The sequence below is a fragment of the Paenibacillus sp. Negev47 genome, assembly GCF_058313655.1.
This window is the reverse complement of sequence record NZ_CM177754.1, coordinates 3,450,676-3,471,663: the sequence shown is the minus strand read 5'-3', so window position 1 is coordinate 3,471,663 and position 20,988 is coordinate 3,450,676. Positions and strand designations below refer to the sequence as shown.

The following is a 20,988-nucleotide window of genomic DNA, read 5'->3' as shown; positions in this document are numbered from 1 at the left end:
GGGGGACTAATTGCATTGGGAGGTGGATAAGATGGCACGTGTATTAGTAGTCATTACTCCAGCTGAAGGACATGTGAATCCGTCGTTAGGATTAGTTACTCAGTTGATAGACAATGGTGAGGAAGTCATCTATGTGTGCACGGAGGAGTACCGTTCCCGCATTGAACAAACCGGTGCCCAGATACTTACCTATCCGTTTCCACAAGATGCCTTCTCTCATGATCCGGTGTTGAAACCTCAGGAGTACACGCATTCTTATCAGTTCATTTATATGATGGTAAGCGGTATTATTCGGAGGATCATCCCCAATGTGCTGCAGGTGATTGAGGATCAAAAGTTCGATTATATGATCTTTGATTCCCTGATGGGATGGGGAGGGACTATTCTTGCAGAAAAATTGGGAATTCCTGCGGTGTGTTCGATTGCCTCCTTTGCTTTTGTAGAGCCTCTGGGGTCTGGATCAGACCTGAATAAGACAGAGACAGCGGAGCTTTATGAGGCTACGATGAAGATAACAACGGAGTTAGCCGAGGAGCTTCAAGTGAGTATTCCAGCCATGGAAGAGATTCCGGCACATGCAGGTCAGTTAAAGCTCGTGTACACCAGCCGTTATTTTCAGCCAAAGGCAGACAAGCTGGATGATCGTTTTATTTTCACGGGTCCTTCGATCATACCGCGCCAAGATGCTCCAACCTGCTCGTTCGAGCTGCTTCGTGAACGTCATCCGCATACGGTGTACATTGCCATGGGAACCATCTTGAATAAAAATTTGGATTTCTACCAGCTGTGCTTTGAAGCGCTGGGAGATCTGCCATTAAACGTTGTTCTATCGTCAGGAAAATACACGGATATGGAATCGCTGGCGGATCAAATTCCTTCTAATTTCATCGTCAGGCCATACATTGCACAGTTAGATATGCTACAACATACTGATGTTTTTATTACTCATGCCGGAATGAACAGCACGAGTGAGGCTCTCTATTATAACGTTCCTCTGGTAATGATTCCATTAACATCGGATCAGCCTCTTGTCGCCGATCGGGTACAGGAATTGGGTGCGGGTATTACTTTGAATAAACATGACCTCAGTGCAACTGATTTGAGAGAGGCGGTAATACAAGTACTACACAATTCTCTTTATAAAAGGCATGCTTATTTGATCGGTGAATCCTTACGCCAGGCTGGTGGTTATAAGCGGGCCGCCGATATAATTATGAGTCACATGGCTCCAGCGAAATGAGGAAATAATCTTTTCCGAATGTGGCTTACCAATAGGAATGCGTTAACAATAAGAAAAGAATAACAGCCAAGAACATCGTCTCATTCAAAGTCGCTTAAATGCGGCTTTTTTTGAGTACCCGTATCTCTTAAAAAAAGATAAATATCAACAATAACCTATAATATATCAGGTTTTATTCCGCAACATAATATAGTAACATTTACAAATAAATACTTTATTTATCATCTAATGCACTTTGAGAGGACGTGATATGTGAACTTCTAATCACTGTTGAAATAGTTGAGATTGTTGAATGCGCTTTCAATTATTGTGAACATTTGAGGAGGATGAAGATATGAAATTCAGAATGACACTAAAAAAATCAGTCCATGTTTTACTGGCATGTTTAACGGCTCTACCTCTGATGTTAACTCCGACACACGTGTCGGCAGCTAGTGACGCCAACATTAATTTATCCTCCGAAAAACAGCTCATCAAGGGTTTTGGGGGCATTAACCACCCAGCCTGGATCGGTGACTTGACGGCAGCTCAGCGTGAAACTGCCTTTGGTAACGGACAGAATCAGCTGGGCTTTTCCATTCTGAGAATCTATGTCGATGAGAATAGAAACAACTGGTACAGAGAGGTCGCTACTGCGAAAAGAGCGATTGAGCAAGGTGCACTTGTATTCGCTTCACCCTGGAATCCTCCCAGTGACATGGTCGAAACGTTTAATCATAACGGACAGACGAATGCCAAACGCCTGAAATACGATAAATATGCCGCGTACGCGCAACATCTGAACGATTTCGTCACTTACATGAAGAACAATGGTGTAGACCTGTATGCCATCTCCGTACAAAATGAACCCGATTATGCCCATGACTGGACCTGGTGGACACCACAAGAGATCCTTCGCTTCATGAAAGAGAATGCTGGCTCCATTCAGAATACAAAGGTTATGGCACCTGAATCGTTCCAATATTTAAAAAACATATCTGACCCGATCCTGAATGATCCTCAGGCACTCGCCAACATGGACATTCTGGGAGCACATACGTATGGAACCCAGTTCAAAGATTTTGCATACCCGCTCTTTAAGCAAAAAGGGGCCGGCAAAGAACTGTGGATGACCGAAGTGTATTACCCGAACAGTGATAACAACTCAGCGGATCGCTGGCCAGAGGCGCTGGATGTGTCCTATCACATGCACAACGCTATGGTTGAAGGTGATTTCCAGGCATATGTATGGTGGTACATTCGCAGACAGTACGGTCCAATGAGAGAAGATGGTACCATAAGTAAACGTGGATATAACATGGCTCATTTCTCCAAATTTGTACGTCCAGGCTATCTCAGAGTGGATGCAACCAAAAATCCGGATACCAACACGTTTGTTTCGGCCTACAAAGGGGATAACAAAGTGGTTATTGTGGCGATTAATCGCGGCACATCGGCTACAAGCCAAAGATTCGTTCTGCAGAACGGCAACGCTTCTAGCGTATCTTCCTGGGTCACGGATAGTAGTCGAAACCTGGCAAGTGGAACACCGATTAACGTGTCAGGTGGAGCATTTACGGCACAGCTCCCAGCTCAAAGCGTAACCACGTTTGTAGCCAATGTAACCGGTAGCAGTGGTGGAAATCCAGGAAGTGCAACCACATATGAGGCAGAGAATGGTACCACACTTACCGATGCTGGCATTGAAACAATCTATCCAGGATACACAGGCTCCGGATACGTGAACTTTAACGCTATGACCGGTTCGGCCATTCAATGGAATGCCATCAACAATGCTACAACAGGTACCAAAAACGTAAAGTTTCGTTATGCTCTGGAGAGCGGAACACGTAGCCTGGACATATTTGTCAACGGAAGCAAAGTCAACAGTAACGAGCCCTTCCCGGCAACCGGAAGCTGGTCAACTTGGAGTGAAAAGACCATTCAGGTCCCGATGAACACAGGAACCAATACGATTAAAGTGGTCACAACCGGCACAGAAGGACCAAATGTAGATAACATTACGGTTACTGCAGCACAATAAGCACACTGTTCTACTAATAAAGCCATATAACCCCCCCCCCCCCGTTCCAGATACGCTAGCCGGTATCTGGAACGGGGGTTATTTATTTTGACTTGACTTACAGTTAACTCTACCTCTTATACTTAGAATAGAGGTAGAATGAGAACCATTACGTAAATGTCCATAACAGGTGAGAAGGGAGAAGGAATGTGCTGATTCCATACAGCAAGATTTTACGATATGACATTATATAAAAGGAATTGGAGATTTATTTAACATGACGAAGAGCACGAATTGGAATGTCTTTGGATTGGCCATACTGCTGGGTTTATTTTCGACATTAGGTCCATTTACGATTGATATGTATTTACCGGCTTTTCCTGAGATTGCAAAAAATCTGAATACAACTGCATCACTTGTACAATTTAGTCTTACTGCTTGTTTGTTAGGACTTGGTGTAGGTCAACTCGTTATGGGTCCTATGAGCGATGCTTATGGTAGACGTAAACCATTGTTGATCTGCATGGCAGCCTATATTATTTGTTCCTTGGCATGTGCCTTTGCTCCGAATATCGGACTATTGATTTTGTTTCGCTTCACTCAAGGATTCGCAGCATCAGCTGGGATTGTCATTTCTCGTGCGATAGCTAGAGATCTATACAGTGGACATGAACTTACTAAATTCTTCTCGCTGCTCTTGCTCGTGGGGAATTTGGGACCTTTGGCAGCACCGATCGCGGGAAGTGGAATTCTTTCATTTACGTCATGGATTGGCGTATTTGTCTCACTTTCATTTTTGGGAATTTTCTTATTAGTCATGACAAAGTGGGGATTAAAAGAAACTCACCCAATCGAAAGACGTATGGTTCCTGACTTCAAACAGCAGTTGGGGAATTACAGAATGCTTCTGCGTGACCGCAAGTTTGTTGGCTACATGCTGGCACAGGGAATTATGACGGCAGGGGTCTTTGCTTATGTAGCAGGAACACCTTTTATTTACCAAAATATATATGGAGTCACACCAACTGTATTTGCCATATTGTTTGCTTCAAACGGAATTAGTTTGATCATCGGTTCTCAAATCGTGGGTCGGTTGGCAAAACGTATACCTGAGCAGACCCTTCTATTATCTGGACTATGGCTTGCTTTAATAGCAAGTGTTGCTGCTTTGGTCGTAACTCTGGCTCATGGCCCACTTTTTGCTTTGGTCATTCCATTGTTCTTCTTTGTTTGCTCGATCGGTATTACGTCAACAGCGGCATTCCCACTTGCCATGGAGAGTCAAGCGAAGATGGCAGGAAGTGCAGCGGCACTCCTTGGAGTCGTTCCATTTCTTCTGGGTGCAGTGGTAGCTCCTCTGGTCGGTATCGCAGGTGAGGATACTGCCGTCCCATTGGGACTCACTTTATTAATGACCAGTATCATTGCGATTGTTACTTATTTTCTGCTTGTTAAAAAAACCTTACATCAACCAACGCATGCCCAGACTGATCCTAACTTCTAGAATAGGATGTCATACAAGCTTCTTGTCAGAGAAGTGTGTTTGTAATTTCTGAGCTATTCAAATAAAACAACAGGCCTTCGATGACTCGAAGACCTGTTGTTTTTGAATTACAGAGATATCGCTTTATTCGCCATAGCAACGTCGTTGGCGAGGAGTTTAGGAAGATCATAAGAGGGGTAAAGCCCCCGCTCTAGCATAAAGTAAAATACTTTACCATGTAGTTGGATAGCAGCATTCAGTTGTTTCTGTAATGTTTCACGTAGTTGTGGAGTTGCAGTTTCGGTAATCGCAATGGCATAGTTGCGAACCGATGTTTTGGCAAAACCCAGCAGCTGTCCAGCGTAAAATGCAGTCATATCCATTTCATTCCCACTGTTTCTGGTTCCTTCCGGCGCCAGTGAATAATATTGAAGAAGCTCCTTCAAATTTTGTTCAATACCATTAATGGCTTCCATATAGAGTGTGTGAAGATCCTGGTTCTTTACGTCATTCAATACTAATTTAAAATGTGTTAACTGATTGCTCTGAAAGGCAGTCAATTCGTGAAGCTCCATCGTTTCGTGCCAAGCGAGATGATGGTTTTGTCGATTTGGTTCGTAAGTATACACATGAATCCCTCCTAAAGTTATGTGTTAGCCTATGCATGGCGCCTATAAAAGGTACTGTAAAAGAGATGTATTCAGAAAAAAATTAAAATTATTCTGAATATATTGGGTCCATGAAATTCATAATAACCACAGACTGCGGATAGAGAGAGCCACCATTTGCAGGAAACAACGAATAGGAGGAAATACAAAATGCAACTGCAAAACCATCAAAACATTGAAACAGGTACTGTTCCACCTCAACTGAACCATGGCGGGCATGAAATGTTTGATGTCCATGAAGTATTGGCAGGAGCGATCAATACCATGGATACGTATACCATGATGAGTGAACACGTAAAAGATCCGGAGCTTCGGGATATTTTACAACGTCAGAAGCAATTTATGACGGATGAATATAACATTACCTTGGAATGTTTTAAAACCGGACAGGATCCTTCCAAACCGACTCAAAGTTATAAAATGAATCAGGGTAACGATTTTACTTATGGCATGAGACCAAGCCAACCGAAAAAGCCAATGCAAACTGCAGGTGAGATATCCGACGAAAGCATCTCCCTTAGTATGTTAAATGCAGTGAAATCGGGGGCCGTAATGAAAACAACAGCAGCATTGGAAACAACGAATCCTGTTGTACGCCGCGTGCTTGCGGATTCCTTGCCAAACTGTATTGAAATGGCATATGAGATCTCGATTTATCAAAATAAGAATGGCTTCTACCAAGTACCACAGCTTGCTCAACAAGATATGCAGCAAATGCAAAATGGATATGCTCCTGCACCGCTTCAGCCGCAAATCCCGGGTAACCTTCCCCACTAAAAGTGAAACGCCGTATCTCGAAATGAGATACGGCGTTTTATTTGTTACCCTTATACTAAGGATGTTCAGTCAAACTGGACAAAGGAACTGTCATTTCCTGCTCCGAGTCTCCGACCGGATAGATTCGGGCCGTTTCATCCTCATTGACATGCTGGATAAAGATAGGGGTATCCTGATAAGTTACCTTTTTCATAATGGTCGATTCAGATATTTCGATCGCTCTTTGTTTGTTCATAATGTTCTCCTTATTCCGAATGGTCATTTGATTGATCAACAAGACGGTGAGGTTTTTAAACCTCTGCATCACTACAATGCACCAAACCGTGCAAGTTTATGCAAATTTTGTAGAGAAAGATTAGTGGAGTAAGCATTCCCCGACAGTACATGTTATTATTCTTGTTGAAAAGAATATAGCATGTACATCATTGAAAGATTACGAGGAGGTTTACTTCTATGGAGTTTAATATATTTGTAGTTGAAGATGATAATGCATTATTTGAAGCGTTGAAAAAAGGACTGGAGGCGTGGGCTTTACAGGTTACAAGACCTGATGATTTTCATGAAGTCATGCGGTCATTTCAGGAACAACAACCACATCTTATTATCATGGACATTACGCTCCCTAAATATGATGGTTTTCATTGGTGCAGAGAAATCCGTTCGGTATCCGAGGTACCTATCATTTTTCTATCTTCCCGTGATCACCCCTTGGATATGGTCATGGCACTTAATATGGGTGCGGATGACTTTGTTCAAAAACCCTTTCATACGAATGTGCTATATGCCAAAATCCAGGCGCTTCTTCGCAGAACATATGCTTATGGAGAAGGCCAGACAGATATTCTCGAATGGAATGGTGCCTTAGTTGATCTGAAACGAGGTGTTATCCGAAAATCAGACGAGGAAGCAGACCTGACCAAAAATGAATTTTTCTTGTTGATTGCGCTCGTGAAAGCTAATAATGTCATAATCTCCCGTCATGACTTGATCCGTAAGCTGTGGGAAGACGAGCAGTTCGTAAACGATAATACCCTTACAGCTAATATCACCCGGCTACGGCAGAAATTAGAACCCCTTGGACTTTCGGATGCGATTGTCACAAAGAAAGGGATGGGTTATATGGCCGTCACTTTATAGGGGGAATAGCCGCATGTTAATCCGTTACATCAGAACAAGAAAAAGCTGGATTCTGCTTTTTGTTAGCTTGCTAGGTCTGACCGATGTACTTATCCTTATTGAACAGGGAATCCATGTTGAATGGACATCTCTTCTTTATTTGAATGGTCTGTATATAATTATATTTCTTGTATTTTTTCTATGGCGTTACAAGAAAGAAACCAAATATGCAGCAGCGCTCGTCAAGCTGCAAGAAGTCATGGCCTCGGATTGGATGGAGAGTCTTCCGGAACCGGAGGATGAACTCGATAGTATAACGAACGATGTATTACGAGAGGCCTTTTATCAGTTCAACCGCAAGCTATCTCATGATAAGGAAGTCCAACTGATCGAGAACGACTTCACTGCCTCATGGATTCATGAAGTTAAAACGCCTCTTACTGCTATGAAACTGATTTTGGACGCACGACCGAGTGATCCGGATCTAAGTAGAATTGAATCAGAATGGCTGAGGATCCATCTTCTCATAGACCGTCAGTTGTATATGACACGTCTTCCTGCCTTGGAATCGGACTTTGTGCTTGAACGAGTTTCGTTACATCGTCTTGCGGCAGAAGAAATCCGGGAACTGGCTCCATGGTGTATGGAGAAAAATTTGGCAGTCAGCATCGAAGGAGATGATGTCATGGTCGTTACGGACCGCAAGTGGTGCCGCTTCATCCTTAGGCAGTTATTAACCAATGCCATTAAATACAGTCCATCCGGCAAGGCGATTACATTCATGACAGTGATGTCTGAAAAAGAGAATGTTATCCTGGATTTAATTGACGAAGGTCCGGGGATACAACCGCATGACCTACCACGTATCTTTGACAAAGGATTCACAGGCGAGAATGGAAGAATTCATAATGCCGCTACCGGACTTGGGCTCTATCTTGCCCAAACTGTAGCAGGGAAAATGGGTGTTGCACTTCATGTCCTAGCTGGTCAGAGGCAAGGGACGACGATGCGGATCACCTTTACGGATCCCAATGCATTCGAAATGGTTAGAAGAACTCAAGAGGAAAATATCCCACTATAAACAGCCAAGATTATTCTTGACTGTTTTTTTTGTGAACATGACAAATTTGTCATCTACCTAATCAACTCGTCACCCAGAACGTACGACAAGTAGGGGAGATCAACGTACACTTAAGCTACAATCAATTTTGGGAGGTTCAACATGGATGAATGGAATAAACAAGAAACGGTTTTACACGCTCGAAATGTCCACAAATCATATGGTTCAAAGGGTGGTGCCCAACAGGTATTAAAGGGAATAGATTTACGTGTTCTCCGCAAAGAATTTGTAGGAATTATGGGTCCGTCCGGTTCGGGGAAGACAACATTGCTTAACGTACTTGCCACGATTGACCGGACAACAGATGGCACAATCTTAATCGAAGATGAAGATATCTCTACCATGAACAATACGGCTCTTTCTGCATTTCGTCGAAACAAGCTTGGATTCATCTTCCAGGACTATAATCTTCTTGACACATTGACGGTAAAGGAAAATATCCTCTTACCTATATCACTTAGCAAAAAAAGCAAACAGCAGGCAGAAAACGAGTTCACAGCGATTGCCGACGTGTTAGGGATTCAGGAACTTTCGCAAAAATACCCATTCGAAATATCAGGGGGTCAAAAACAACGCACTGCTGCTGGACGGGCCCTTATACATCAGCCTTCCATCATCTTTGCAGATGAGCCTACTGGTGCACTCGATTCCAAATCCGCTTCATCACTGTTGTCAGTAATGGAGGAGGTGAACCGGAAAAGAAAGGTCACGATTATCATGGTTACGCATGATCCAGTCGCATCCAGTTACTGTAATCGTGTGGTGTTCTTAAAAGACGGAAAGATATATTCCGAACTGTATAGGGGAGAGAAATCCAGACAGTCGTTCTTCAAAGAAATCATCGATGTGCAGGCTGTTTTAGGGGGCGACCACATTGACAGTATTTGAATTAGCACTTCGCAGCATGCGGCAAAATGTGAAACATTACTACTTGTATTTCTTCGCATTGATTTTCAGTATGAGTCTGTTCTTTGTCTTCGCTTCCTTGTTACACGATCAGCAAGTTCAGTCCATGTTGGAATCAAGCGACAAATTTCTGATTGCTTTTCAGTCTGCAGCAATTCTGCTCATCGGGATTATTGTAATCTTTACTATATCGTCTAACCAAATTTTTCTACGCCGGCGCAGCCGTGAGATCGGATTATATCAGCTCATCGGTCTATCCAAGGGCTGGGTTGCCCGCTATTTAATCATTGAGAATGTACTACTCGGCTTAGGTGCACTCATCGCTGGAATTATCTGTGGAGCATTGGTATCACGTTTATTTGTCCTCATTCTAATGAAATTGCTCCGTTTGGATGGGATGCCTGCCATTGACTTTTCATTACTCGCAGCCTTTGATACGGTAAAAGTCTTTGTTCTCGTCGTTGTTATTACTTCCTTACAAATGATATTCATGATATATCGCAGTACACTGTTACATTTATTTCAAGCAGATCAGCAGCCTGACTTATCCAGCCAGCCTCCAACTATCCTTGCATCTATTCTTACGGCTATTTATGCCGTGCTTGGTATTGTACTTCTTGGCTATGGCTATGAATTATCGGGTCGGATGGTAGATGAACAATTAATATTAAATGCATTCCTGGTGCTTTTATCTACGATTACAGGAACATATATATTGTTTCGTGTGACGATCAAATGGTGGTTCTCATGGATTCGCAAACGAAAAAATGGTCATCTTGGCTTGTATAATAGCTTGTCACTTGCTCCGCTGATGCACCGGATGAAAGGTAATGCCAACTCGCTCACCTTGATTACAGTGTTGTCGGCTTTAACCATAACTCTGGTTACCATGGCTTATTCTGTATATTACTCCACCGAGAATACGGTCCGAATGGAGATTCCTTATGATTTTTCATTTGAGAACAGGCAGCCAGATGCACAATCATTCGTAACCGAGCTTGAGCGGGAAAGAATTAACTTCAGCTACCTGCCCATCGAGGCCGTCCGGACTAAGGGTGTTATTCTTAATCCACTTGATGAATCCAGTCATATCGAGGAGAGAAACCTGTTGTGGCTTCCAGCCGAACAGCTTCAAAGGGCAGATAAAAAGCTGTCCGTGCCTTCACACGGTGAAGCTGTAGAATATAGTGTATCTGCACAGACTGCATTTGACGACAGTGATTTTTCAAAGCGATACCCAACGAAAATTGAACTGATATCCAAGGGACAGACGGTTAGCTATCCGTTGAAAGAACTAGTTGTGGAGAATCTTGTGAATTCCGATATATCTGGAAATCAGATTTTGGTTTCTGAAAAAACGTTAAGAGAAATTGAGGATAGCCTGTCCAATACTGCCGGTTATGAACGAGTACAGATAGATACGTACCGTATTCCAGACAAAGGAGAGCTTGCTTTAGCTTCCTCCATTTACCAGAAATATAATCCTGACGAACATTTTACGACCGATTTCTATTCACGATATAGACAGTCACTTGAGATTTCCGGACTATTAATTTTTATCGCTGCCTTTCTCGGGCTCGCCTTTCTGGCCTCTACCGGAAGCATCCTATATTTCAAACAAATGACTGAGGCCGAGCAGGAGAAACAGAGCTTCAAGACACTGAGGCAGCTCGGATTTGAAGAGAAGATGATTATGAAGGGCATCGTACGAAAGCAGATGGTTGTGTTTCTTCTCCCGTTATTTATTGGTGTACTGCATTCAATCTTCGCAGTAAAAGCGGCTTCAATCATCATAATTTCGGATATTACTGTTCCAACAATTATTTCGATAGGAGCGTATGCATCCATCTATTTTCTATTTGCTCTCTTCACACTGGGTTACTATCGGAAAATTGTTAAACATGCGATGTTGTAGGACTATTTTCAGGAGGTGCATGTATGAAGAAAAAAGTTGTTTTTATATTAATTGTTGTAGTAGTTTGCTCAGGCCTATATGTAGCATTCAAACGTGAGTTTGATCAATTCAACCCATTGTATAAGGAGCAATATGTTTATGCCTTAATTAATAAACCAGCCGAGAAGGAAGGTAAAGATGAATGGATCCGGTACAGGTATAATCTGACCGGTTACACAGCACAAGGGGAGGAAACAAAGATCACTTTCTCGTCAAGTGAAGAATTGGAACAGGACACATATGTGAAAGTACTTGCCAAGGGAGCCTATACGAAACAATGGACATTAATACAAAAGGAAGAGATGCCAAGTAATCTCTTTCATTGAATAAGGTTTTGTTAGAATAGTTGTATTCGAAGTCGCCTCTTTGGCGACTTTTTACTGTACGTAACTTTAGTTATATCATTCAAAATTGCTGCACCATCCATAATTTACAATTCAACTAGAAACTTTTTCCTAAATCTAGCGTCTAATTATATGACTTTTTGAGGGGATAAAAATGACTAGAGATTAGAAGGAGCCAAAGACAAAGCATGAATATGAAGAAGAAATTATCCATTTTTACCGCTTTAGCTGTTTTTCAAGCATTTGCAGTCGGTTCCGTGAGTGCGCAGTCAGCACCGCAAAATGACACAGCGTCTGTAAACACGGCTAACGTAGAATCGGTTGAGGTGCTAAAAGAAGAGCAGCCGATTGCAGAACGTGAAGTGAAAAAGGAGAGCACTGAGGCAACACCTAAAACAGATATCGAGAAACCTGCGATGGATGGGAAAGAGACCACTGCAGACGAAACGAGTACAAAACCTGTGGTCCAAGAGGGAACCTCTGAGGAGGTTGAAACACCAGCTACGCCTGCTCAAGTAGAGCAACCGTCCATTGATGGGAAGTCTCCAGTAGGATCAGGCGGAAATCTGACGTTGTACATGAATAGCAACAAAATGGAGCAGGATGGGAACACATATCTTGCCGGCCAGCCAATGACTGTAAAAAACGGCGTATCCTATGTTGCGATCCGTGCATTGGTAGACCGTGTGGGATACGGGGTCAAATACGATAACAAAACCAAAGAAACCATCATCATCAGTGGTGATCAAGAGCTTCGATTCACAACCAACAGCACAGTCTATACCGTAAATGGAGAGACCAGAACGATGAAAGGCCCTGCTTATCAGCAAAAAAATACGTTCATGGTGCCGTTAACTTCCATTACTCAAGCTCTGAACATCACCTATAAAGTGAATCAGCCAGCTAAGACGGTTGTGCTGAATCTAAATACGAAACCTGTTGCAAGCTTTACCATTTCCCAAAAGGAAATTTTTGCAGGCGATAAGGTGGACTACGTGACTTCTTACAGTTCTCCGAATGGACTGGATATCCTGGACGAACGCTGGACAGGTCGTCAGGAATCATTTGAACAAGCGGGTACATATACGATTTCATATCAAGTTCAGGATTCCAATGGCCAATGGAGCGATCCCTATTCGATTACGATTGAAGTTTTGAGTCCTAATCTTCCTCCTGTAGCCATGTTCTCCACGGACAAGGAACAATATCAAATGGGCGAAAAAATAACATATACAGACCAAAGTACAGATGATGAAGATAATATCGTTAAAGCGGTATGGGAGAACAATTCACTTGCTTTCTTTGAACCGGGTCCAAAAACGGTGACACTTACTGTTACTGACAATCATGGCGCTACGAACACGTATTCTAAAGTCATCACCATAACCAATGAGACATTATATTCATTTACCGACTTCAATTTACTCTTCACGCCGGTAGGACAGAAATTCTCCTTTAACGGTGGCGAAGTGACTACGATGGAAAAAGTACCGTATACGTACATGGATGAGCCAAGTCTGTTGATCCGCAGCAACAGTCCGGAAACGGTAAATACGGAAGGTATCGTATATAAAGAATCATCTTCGGGGCAGACCCGTTTCATGATTCACCACGTGAACAATACAGGCAAAAGAGTGAAAATGTATGTGATTGCAACGAATAATAACCCCAATCCGGCAGTATTCGAACAACAGAATATGGGATTTGCCGGACCTACACCGTATGCTACCGTAGCTGGGAAATTGTCTATTGATAAATGGTTCAAGTCGATTCAGACGGGAGCGGATCAAAAGAAAGAGTATCTTCAACCCGGAGAAAGTAAACTGATTTTGACCGAACTTAATAAAACTCCGATGAAAGAAGGGCAAGTCATCTCGCTCTATTCGGATGCTTATAGTGATTATTCCTTAGACTATAATGTTATCCTGGTGGAAGAAAATAAAGATCCGTTCGAGGCTTTACCATTGCTACCTGTGCTTGATCGTGACGGAGTGCACAACCGTGGTACGTATCCCAATGCAACACGTAACATAACGTATGATCAGCAAGTGGGAACGAAACCAGCCCGTCTGCCGCTTGGTGATAATGCCAGCGACCCCAATCTGGTTGGAACGGATCCTATGGCTTACATAGACGCATCCAATGCGGGTAATTTCGGCGTATTGTACAAAATCACGTTGAACAATGTCGCTCCGCGTACGCTTATCTCATTTAACCCTCGTGGAGGAAAGTACTCCGGAGTAGCTCTGGTGAACAATCAGTTGGTATCGATTGCCGAAGGCAACGTTGCGGTTACCAATTCAAGTGAACAAAGCGTTCTTTACCGCACAGGGGCAACTGGAGAGAGCGTAACGATTCTTTTCTCTGCCGCGCCAGGTAGCAATCTGCCAGTCAATCTGCTCTTTACACCGCTCCCATCGGAGAAGTAATGTAGTTGTTTCTTATCAAATTTAATTATTTTAATTGATATTTCCAGTCAGATTGCAGTTCTCTATTTATTTCATGGATATGATTGACAATAATAGATTGCATATGTAGCATTTGATGGGTAACCAGTAAACAAAACATAACTAAACGGAGGGATTTTCCATGGCTAAAGTAAACGTAGGCGAAGAGAATGCACAACCAATTCAACTGTATTACGAAGATCATGGCGAGGGGCAACCGATCATCCTTATTCATGGCTGGCCTTTGAGTGGGCGATCCTGGGAGAAGCAAGTACCTGCCCTGATAGAAGCTGGATACCGGGTTATTACGTATGATCGTCGTGGTTTTGGTCAGTCTTCCCAGCCTTGGGATGGTTACGACTATGATACATTTGCTTCAGATTTACATAAATTGATTTTACACCTCGATGTACGTGATGCTACACTTGTCGGTTTCTCCATGGGAGGCGGTGAAGTGGCCCGCTATATCGGAACTTATGGAACGGAAAGAGTCTCCAAAGCTGTATTTGCTGGAGCTGTGCCTCCATACCTTTATATTTCCGAAGATAATCCACAGGGAGGATTGGACGATGCAACGATTGAAGAATTCCAAAATGGGGTTAAGGGAGATCGTCTAGCGTTCTTGGATGGATTTACGAATAACTTTTTCGCCGCAGGAGATCGTACAGATCTGGTAAGCGAGCCGTTCCGTCTATATAACCGGGATATTGCTGCTCTGGCATCCCCTAAGGGGACCCTAGATTGCATTGCTGCCTTTGCTCTTACCGATTTCCGTCAGGATCTGGAGAAGTTCAATATTCCAACGTTGGTTATTCATGGCGATTCTGACGCCATTGTGCCGCTTGAAGTCAGTGGGCAACGTACACATGAATCCATCCCTGGTAGCCAACTTGTGGTCGTAGAAGGCGGACCTCATGGCTTTAATGCCACACACCCCGAAGAATTTAATGCAGCATTAATCGATTTTTTGAAGAACTAAGCTTCGAATGAAGATGAGCATCGAAAAGGTCGCTATCCAATCCAGGATAAGCGACCTTTTTATTATATACTCAGATCTTGAGCCACAGTACTTAGTGCCACAGCTTCATTGTTTGTACAAAAATATACTCATTCCGCAGTTTTTGAAGTATGATACAACATAAGTAGAACGCTTTCATATTGATATCATGGTTACAAAGTCAATTTCATTCTCAGGAGGCTCTTAAAATTGTTCAAAACAAATACAACATATGATGGGTATCTCTTTGTACATTTTATTGGCGAACAGCCGGACGGTGAGCAAGTTTACTTCTCCTATAGTGAGGATGGCCTTCACTGGAAGGACCTCAATGACGGAGAGCCAGTACTGATTTCGAACCTTGGGGAAAGGGGGGTAAGGGACCCATTTCTGATACGTTCGGTCAAGGAAGATAAATTTTATCTGATCGCTACGGATCTCCGCATTGCAAGCGGCAAAGGATGGACTCATGCCGTTGAAGCGGGGAGCCGTGATGTGATTGTGTGGGAGTCCAGTGATCTTGTAAACTGGTCTTCTCCTTGGAATGTTACACTCGGTGTTGAGGGTGCAGGTTGTGTCTGGGCACCCGAAGCAGTGTATGACGAAGCAGCAGACGAATTTCTCGTATTCTGGGCTTCTGCGACTCAGGAGCCTCAAGAACCTGAACGAAAGCAAAAAATATATAGCGCTCGTACAAAAGATTTTCGTACGTTTTCCGCATCTCAAAAGTATATTGAGCGGGATAACCATATTATCGACACAACGATTCTCTCATCTGACAGCAGTTACTATCGATACTCCAAGGATGAAACGACCAAAAACATCCGGGTCGAAAAGGGAGCTTCCCTCGACAAAGATGCGTTCACTCCACTTCACGCTCCAGCGCTCGAGGCTGTGGCGGGTGTTGAGGGACCTCAAATATTTAAATTCAATGATCGCGAGGAATGGTGTCTGATTGTCGATCGTTTTGCAGAGGGTAAAGGTTACCTTCCTCTGGTGACTACAGATCTGAACAGCGGTGAATTCCGTATTGTACCCGATGGGGAGTTTGATATGGGAACGACCCAAAAGCGGCATGGTAGCGTCCTGCCAATCACGGCCGAGGAGTGCAACCGCTTGTTGGCGGCTTTTGGAGACAGTCATCAGGTGCTTCCTGGGCAATATGCCGATCCTGATGTCGCAAAGTTTGGAGATCGTTACTACATGTATCCGACAACAGATGGATTCGAGGGGTGGTCCGGAACACAGTTCAACGTATTTTCTTCTGTGGATCTGAAGCATTGGCAAGACGAAGGCGTCATACTCGATCTGGGAACAGACGATGTGGTATGGGCAAGTGGTAATGCCTGGGCACCGGCGATTGCCAGCCGAAACGAACAGTTCTATTTTTATTTCTGCGGAAAAATGCTGAATGGCGAGAGCGCAATCGGCGTTGCTGTAGCGAATACACCGGTCGGTCCATTCCTTGCCGATCCCCAACCATTAATCACGATGGAGCAGTTGAAACGTCTGGACATCACCATGGGACAGGCTATTGATCCTTCCATCTATGTCGAAGATGATGGGAGAACATACCTGTTATTTGGAAACGGACATGCAGCAATTGTTGAGCTTGAAGATAATATGACAAGTGTAGTAGAGGAAACGATGAGCAATCTGGCAGGCTTGCATGACTTCCGCGAGGCCGTAACCGTTCTAAAGCATGGTGGACGATATCACTTTACGTGGTCCTGTGATGATACGGGCAGTGAGGATTATCATGTAAATTACGGTACGTCAGAGCAGCTATACGGTCCAATCACCTATCACTATGCGATCCTGAGTAAAAATGTCGAGAAGCGTATGCTGGGCACAGGTCATCACTGTATTTTTCTTGAACATGAAACCGGTCAATACCGGATTGCCTATCACCGGTTTGTAACACCATTGTCCAGATTTTCCTCTGGAAAGGGTTATCACCGCGAAATATGTATAGATCCGCTATTTTTCGGAACGAATGGGCTGCTGCAGCCGGTAATTCTATAAATTCAAGGATGCCACGATAAGTGGCATTTTTTTTGTTCAAAAAAAATGAACGTTTCATTCAGAAACGGTTCTTTGACTTACCTATAACATCAACATAGAGTGATCACAAGGATGGTAGTTGATTTTAGCTATACAAATGATAAGCATACACACCCTTGACTCTCCCCTGCACGGGAAACTGTATACTCGAATTATGTTAATAGATTGGAGATGAGCTTTTGTTCAAAATCAGTGCGTTTTCCAGGCTAAGTAGGGTCTCATTAAAAACACTGCGTTATTATGGCCAGATCGGCATACTTAAGCCGAAAATGGTGGATTCCGATACGGGCTACCGTTACTATTCAGCAAATCAGCTTCTGGAGCTCAACCGAATTTTTATTTATAAAGAGTTGGGGTTTACATTGCCACAGATCACACAGCTTCTACAGGAAGATATTACATTAGAGAATATTCAAGGCATGTTTAAGCTGAAAAGAAGCGAAATCCAGCAGATTATCGATATGGAACAAGCCAAACTTATCCGGATTGAGAAGCGCATACAGCTTATAGAGGAAGAGGGGCAAGTCGAAACATATCAGATCAAGGAGAACGAAGCTGGCAGGGAATTATATTTACCCTTATCTCAAGCACAAGATGCACAATTCATAGAAATACAAATCCCAATACTAAATAGATAACTGAAGAAGACGGAGTGGAGTAAATTGAAAAATAAATGGATTATCTATGTCCTCGCATTGGCTGTTTTTCTGATTGGAACCATTGAATACATTATTACAGGTGTCATTGAAATGATCGCCGCAGACTTGAGCGTATCTACTTCAGATGTTGGTTTACTGGTGACTGTATTCGCTCTGGCAGCGGCCATTATCGCTCCAATTCTCATTGCATTTACAATAAACATGGATCGCAAGAAATTACTGTTGTCTACCCTCAGTGTGTTTATTGCCAGCAACGGACTTATTCTTTTAAACCTTTCATACGAAACATTACTATGGGTGCGAATTATGCAAGGGGCTAGCGGAGGCATGGCTACCGTAGTAGCGATGGCTTTTTATGTTAGCAACGTGGAGCATATCCCCGCCCAGCAACTATATCTGGTTACTCTGGCACCTCGTAATCCGGACATTGCCTTAGTGTAAACACGTCGTTCATCCAATTTGGTTTTGCACTGGGTTCTGGATTAGGCGGGCTTGTCATCAGTCGTACATCTGTCTTGCATTTAAATTGGTTAGGTTTTGGAGCTGTAAGCATCGCTTTGCTTCTTGCCCTACTTCTATTCGGAAGGATGAGCAGTAGGACTGAAAACCCTATGGTTACTGGTGAATAGGTAGGTGGACTGGTTAAGTTACATAGGACATCAATCTGGCGTTGAAGTCCTAATTAGAAACAGGGAATGTACAAGTCGTACATTCCCTGAAAAATAAAACATTATTATCACTCTAGACTAATGTTGCTTAAGAATCGAACAGTGTATTTATATGTGGTTGTTGCAACCAATTTTTCAGTGAAGTCAATTGGAGATCTGGAACAATTACGCGATCATTCACGTCATAATAGTTCAAGGAATCGATATTGGCTCCGATCCAACGATAGAAGCTCGCAATTCCAGCTGCTTGGTCTGCCCCCATTACTGGCGTAAGCGCTGCTTCAAAATCATCATAGTTCAGTGAATGGAAGGTCACATTTTGTCCCAATGCTTGTGTAAAACGATCACCCAGTTCTGCACCTGTGAGAGCTTCTGGCCCTGGAGCCAGTAACACTTGTCCTGCCAGCTCAGGATGGCTTAACGCATAATCATGATATCGCGCTGCATCTTCGGAGCTGATCCATGGGATTGGTTTATCCACTGGCACAGGGTAGAAAAGCATCCCATTATTAATGAGACCGGGAATCAGGAAGTTCTCCATATAGAGTGTGGGTTTTACCAAAATAGTTGGAATACCGCTATGTCGTACATACTCGATCATTTCGCGTTTAACATCCAACGTTTGGGTGTCGGTTGGCTGTTCTGGTAAAAAGCCATTCGAATTCACAACGATCAATTTCACGTTCGCTTGTCGGGCAGCTTCCACAGCATTTGTAATCTGTTGCTTCAATAATACTGTGTCATACTCGATTGGCATGTTCAAGAAGACTTTATCAACACCGCTGTTAACTTCATTCAACGTTTCTAGTACAGACAGATCACCAACAAATGCCTCTATACCTTGTTCCTTCAAGGCCGTTACGTTTTTCTCGTGACGTGTAATGGTGCGAACCGCTACCCCTTTGGAAGTTAGCAATCTTGCTACCGCTCCGCCTTGTACCCCTGACGCTCCATATACTAATATCGTTTCCATATGTACAAAACTCCTTATAGTTAATTTCATTTGTTCAGTATTGAACTAAATGTTATTTTTATATTAACGAACTCACAAACTTTATGTAAGTACGTACATTCGAGATACCAGGTATCTTCCGTGATACTTTAATGAATTGCCAAAATGGCTCTCCATGGTGACGCATCGTACATTGACACGTCAACTGAGTGAGCTTGAGGAAGGAAATGGGAAAAACAGGTTCTTGATTTTCTTTCCCAATGTGCAACCGAATTCGAGATTGTGATAGGCTGTACCTACGAGAATTAAACGAATATTACAGAAGGGGACGATTTGTCTGGATCAGAAACTCACGGCTACGATTGCTATCGAATTCAAGAACAATCAGAAGGTGTTAAACGCGATTGGAGACGAGACCCGGCAAGCCATCCTCATCGCCTTAATTCAAGGACCGCAAAAAACCGGCATGCGCGTAGGCGAGATCAGGATGAAGACACACCTATCCCGACCGACCGTATCACATCATCTGAAGATATTAAAAGAATCGCAGATTATAAGCGTGCGTAAAGAAGGGACTCTCAACTATTACAGTCTGGACTCAGGAAGAAAGTTGAAATTATTGAAAAATCTGGTAAATGAAATAGAAAAAGTGTTTGCGCAATGTGAAGAACAAGCATCGGAATAACGATTAGAATAACAGTGAGGGGGCGTTGCGATTGAATCGGACAGTCGAAGCGGCAAACGGAGTCGGCATTCCTCAACTCGGGTTCGGCCTGTATAAGATCAAAGACGGGAAAATTTTCGAGAGGACTGTCGAAGAGGCTATTCGAATTGGTTATCGCCATTTCGACACAGCCAAAATTTACGGAAATGAAGCAGCGCTAGGCCGAGTCATTCAAAAAAGCGGCATTCCCCGGGAGGAGTTCTTCATTACCTCCAAAGCGTGGACGACAGATCTCGGGTACCATGCGACGAAAAGGGCGTTCGAACAGACTTGCCAGAAGCTGAACGTAACGTATCTCGATATGTACATGATTCATTTCGCCGGTCCTCATTACGTGAACGCCTGGAAGGCGATGGAAGAGTTATACGACGAAGGTAGAATTAAAGTTATAGGTGTAGCCAATTTCGAGATCCATCATCTGGAGCATCTCAAGAAGAATTCCCGAATTTTGCCGATGGTTAATCAGATCGAAACCCATCCGGAATTCCCACAACACGAATTACATGATTATATGCTTCGACATCGAATTCTACATGAAGCTTGGGGACCGTTGGGGCAGGGAAACAAGGCGCTGCTGGAGCATCCGGAGCTGGCCGCAATTGCACTTCGCCATCAGAAGTCGGTTGCGCAAGTCATTTTGCGCTGGCATCTGCAACGCGGAATTATGGTCATCCCCAAATCAACGAACCCTCAACGGATTAAAGAGAATATCGAAATATTCGACTTTGAACTGAATGAGGAGGACGTGGAACATATACGGCGGTTGGACACAGGTAAGAGGTATTCCTTAAGCCCAAATGGCTACATGATCAACCCGATTTATATAAATTTGATGAAACTGTTTATTCACTGATAACCCTGTTATAT

Annotated in this window: 18 protein-coding genes and 1 pseudogene; 16 read left to right on the top strand and 3 right to left on the bottom strand. The window is 43.3% G+C overall.

The window, feature by feature from the left end:
- The first annotated feature begins 31 nt into the window (after nt 1–31).
- The 3 genes from AC4G47_RS15535 (at nt 32) to AC4G47_RS15525 (ending at nt 4,746) form a co-directional block, all read left to right on the top strand.
- The gene (locus AC4G47_RS15535) at nt 32–1,240 is read left to right on the top strand and encodes a macrolide family glycosyltransferase (protein ID WP_491101709.1); all 1,209 of its coding nucleotides are present in this window, start codon (nt 32–34) and stop codon (nt 1,238–1,240) included.
- Nucleotides 1,241–1,586: 346 nt separating this feature from the next.
- Nucleotides 1,587–3,263 carry a glucuronoarabinoxylan endo-1,4-beta-xylanase XynC gene (gene xynC, locus AC4G47_RS15530; RefSeq protein WP_491106716.1) on the top strand — a complete coding sequence of 559 codons (1,677 nt, stop codon included), beginning with the start codon at nt 1,587–1,589 and terminating at the stop codon, nt 3,261–3,263.
- A gap of 256 nt (nt 3,264–3,519) precedes the next feature.
- Complete coding sequence (locus tag AC4G47_RS15525) at nt 3,520–4,746, top strand: multidrug effflux MFS transporter (protein WP_491101708.1); 1,227 nt, start codon at nt 3,520–3,522, stop codon at nt 4,744–4,746.
- Between the two features lie 107 nt (nt 4,747–4,853).
- Here AC4G47_RS15525 and AC4G47_RS15520 read toward each other — a convergent pair whose 3' ends face one another.
- On the bottom strand, nt 4,854–5,300 hold the full coding sequence (locus AC4G47_RS15520; RefSeq protein WP_491106715.1) for a spore coat protein: 447 nt from the start codon (nt 5,298–5,300) through the stop codon (nt 4,854–4,856).
- A gap of 243 nt (nt 5,301–5,543) precedes the next feature.
- Between AC4G47_RS15520 and AC4G47_RS15515 the strand changes: the two genes are divergently transcribed.
- Nucleotides 5,544–6,170: a spore coat protein gene (locus AC4G47_RS15515; protein WP_491101707.1), complete on the top strand. Its 627-nt coding sequence runs from the start codon at nt 5,544–5,546 to the stop codon at nt 6,168–6,170.
- A 55-nt stretch (nt 6,171–6,225) separates the two neighbouring features.
- Here AC4G47_RS15515 and AC4G47_RS15510 read toward each other — a convergent pair whose 3' ends face one another.
- Nucleotides 6,226–6,405 carry an H-type small acid-soluble spore protein gene (locus AC4G47_RS15510; RefSeq protein WP_145325494.1) on the bottom strand — a complete coding sequence of 60 codons (180 nt, stop codon included), beginning with the start codon at nt 6,403–6,405 and terminating at the stop codon, nt 6,226–6,228.
- Between the two features lie 218 nt (nt 6,406–6,623).
- Here AC4G47_RS15510 and AC4G47_RS15505 point away from each other — a divergent pair, with 218 nt between their 5' ends.
- From AC4G47_RS15505 to AC4G47_RS15460, 10 genes and pseudogenes are all read left to right on the top strand, one after another.
- Nucleotides 6,624–7,307: a response regulator transcription factor gene (locus AC4G47_RS15505; RefSeq protein ID WP_491101705.1), complete on the top strand. Its 684-nt coding sequence runs from the start codon at nt 6,624–6,626 to the stop codon at nt 7,305–7,307.
- 13 nt (nt 7,308–7,320) lie between these two features.
- Nucleotides 7,321–8,367: a sensor histidine kinase gene (locus tag AC4G47_RS15500; protein ID WP_491101704.1), complete on the top strand. Its 1,047-nt coding sequence runs from the start codon at nt 7,321–7,323 to the stop codon at nt 8,365–8,367.
- Nucleotides 8,368–8,508: 141 nt separating this feature from the next.
- A complete protein-coding gene (locus AC4G47_RS15495) occupies nt 8,509–9,294 on the top strand; it encodes an ABC transporter ATP-binding protein (protein ID WP_491101703.1) in 786 nt (261 codons plus the stop codon).
- A complete protein-coding gene (locus AC4G47_RS15490) occupies nt 9,281–11,227 on the top strand; it encodes an FtsX-like permease family protein (RefSeq protein WP_491101702.1) in 1,947 nt (648 codons plus the stop codon). The genes AC4G47_RS15495 and AC4G47_RS15490 overlap by 14 nt, the downstream gene beginning before the upstream one ends.
- A gap of 23 nt (nt 11,228–11,250) precedes the next feature.
- A complete protein-coding gene (locus tag AC4G47_RS15485) occupies nt 11,251–11,592 on the top strand; it encodes a YxeA family protein (RefSeq protein WP_491101701.1) in 342 nt (113 codons plus the stop codon).
- A 206-nt stretch (nt 11,593–11,798) separates the two neighbouring features.
- On the top strand, nt 11,799–14,039 hold the full coding sequence (locus AC4G47_RS15480) for a stalk domain-containing protein (protein ID WP_491101699.1): 2,241 nt from the start codon (nt 11,799–11,801) through the stop codon (nt 14,037–14,039).
- 160 nt (nt 14,040–14,199) lie between these two features.
- On the top strand, nt 14,200–15,036 hold the full coding sequence (locus AC4G47_RS15475; RefSeq protein WP_491101697.1) for an alpha/beta fold hydrolase: 837 nt from the start codon (nt 14,200–14,202) through the stop codon (nt 15,034–15,036).
- Nucleotides 15,037–15,264: 228 nt separating this feature from the next.
- Nucleotides 15,265–17,079, top strand: a complete 1,815-nt coding sequence (locus AC4G47_RS15470; protein ID WP_491101695.1) for a glycoside hydrolase family 43 protein — start codon at nt 15,265–15,267, stop codon at nt 17,077–17,079.
- Nucleotides 17,080–17,297: 218 nt separating this feature from the next.
- Nucleotides 17,298–17,756, top strand: coding sequence for a MerR family transcriptional regulator (locus AC4G47_RS15465; RefSeq protein ID WP_491101693.1), 459 nt, complete (start codon nt 17,298–17,300; stop codon nt 17,754–17,756).
- A 24-nt stretch (nt 17,757–17,780) separates the two neighbouring features.
- Nucleotides 17,781–18,406 (top strand): annotated as a pseudogene (locus AC4G47_RS15460) (MFS transporter).
- Between the two features lie 127 nt (nt 18,407–18,533).
- Here AC4G47_RS15460 and AC4G47_RS15455 read toward each other — a convergent pair.
- Nucleotides 18,534–19,418: an SDR family oxidoreductase gene (locus tag AC4G47_RS15455; protein ID WP_491101692.1), complete on the bottom strand. Its 885-nt coding sequence runs from the start codon at nt 19,416–19,418 to the stop codon at nt 18,534–18,536.
- A 310-nt stretch (nt 19,419–19,728) separates the two neighbouring features.
- On the opposite strand from AC4G47_RS15455, the gene AC4G47_RS15450 reads away from it, so the two are divergent.
- Together AC4G47_RS15450 and AC4G47_RS15445 are read left to right on the top strand one after the other, a co-directional pair.
- The gene (locus AC4G47_RS15450) at nt 19,729–20,082 is read left to right on the top strand and encodes an ArsR/SmtB family transcription factor (RefSeq protein WP_491106714.1); all 354 of its coding nucleotides are present in this window, start codon (nt 19,729–19,731) and stop codon (nt 20,080–20,082) included.
- A 31-nt stretch (nt 20,083–20,113) separates the two neighbouring features.
- Nucleotides 20,114–20,974, top strand: a complete 861-nt coding sequence (locus tag AC4G47_RS15445; protein WP_491101690.1) for an aldo/keto reductase — start codon at nt 20,114–20,116, stop codon at nt 20,972–20,974.
- Nucleotides 20,975–20,988: the final 14 nt, after the last annotated feature.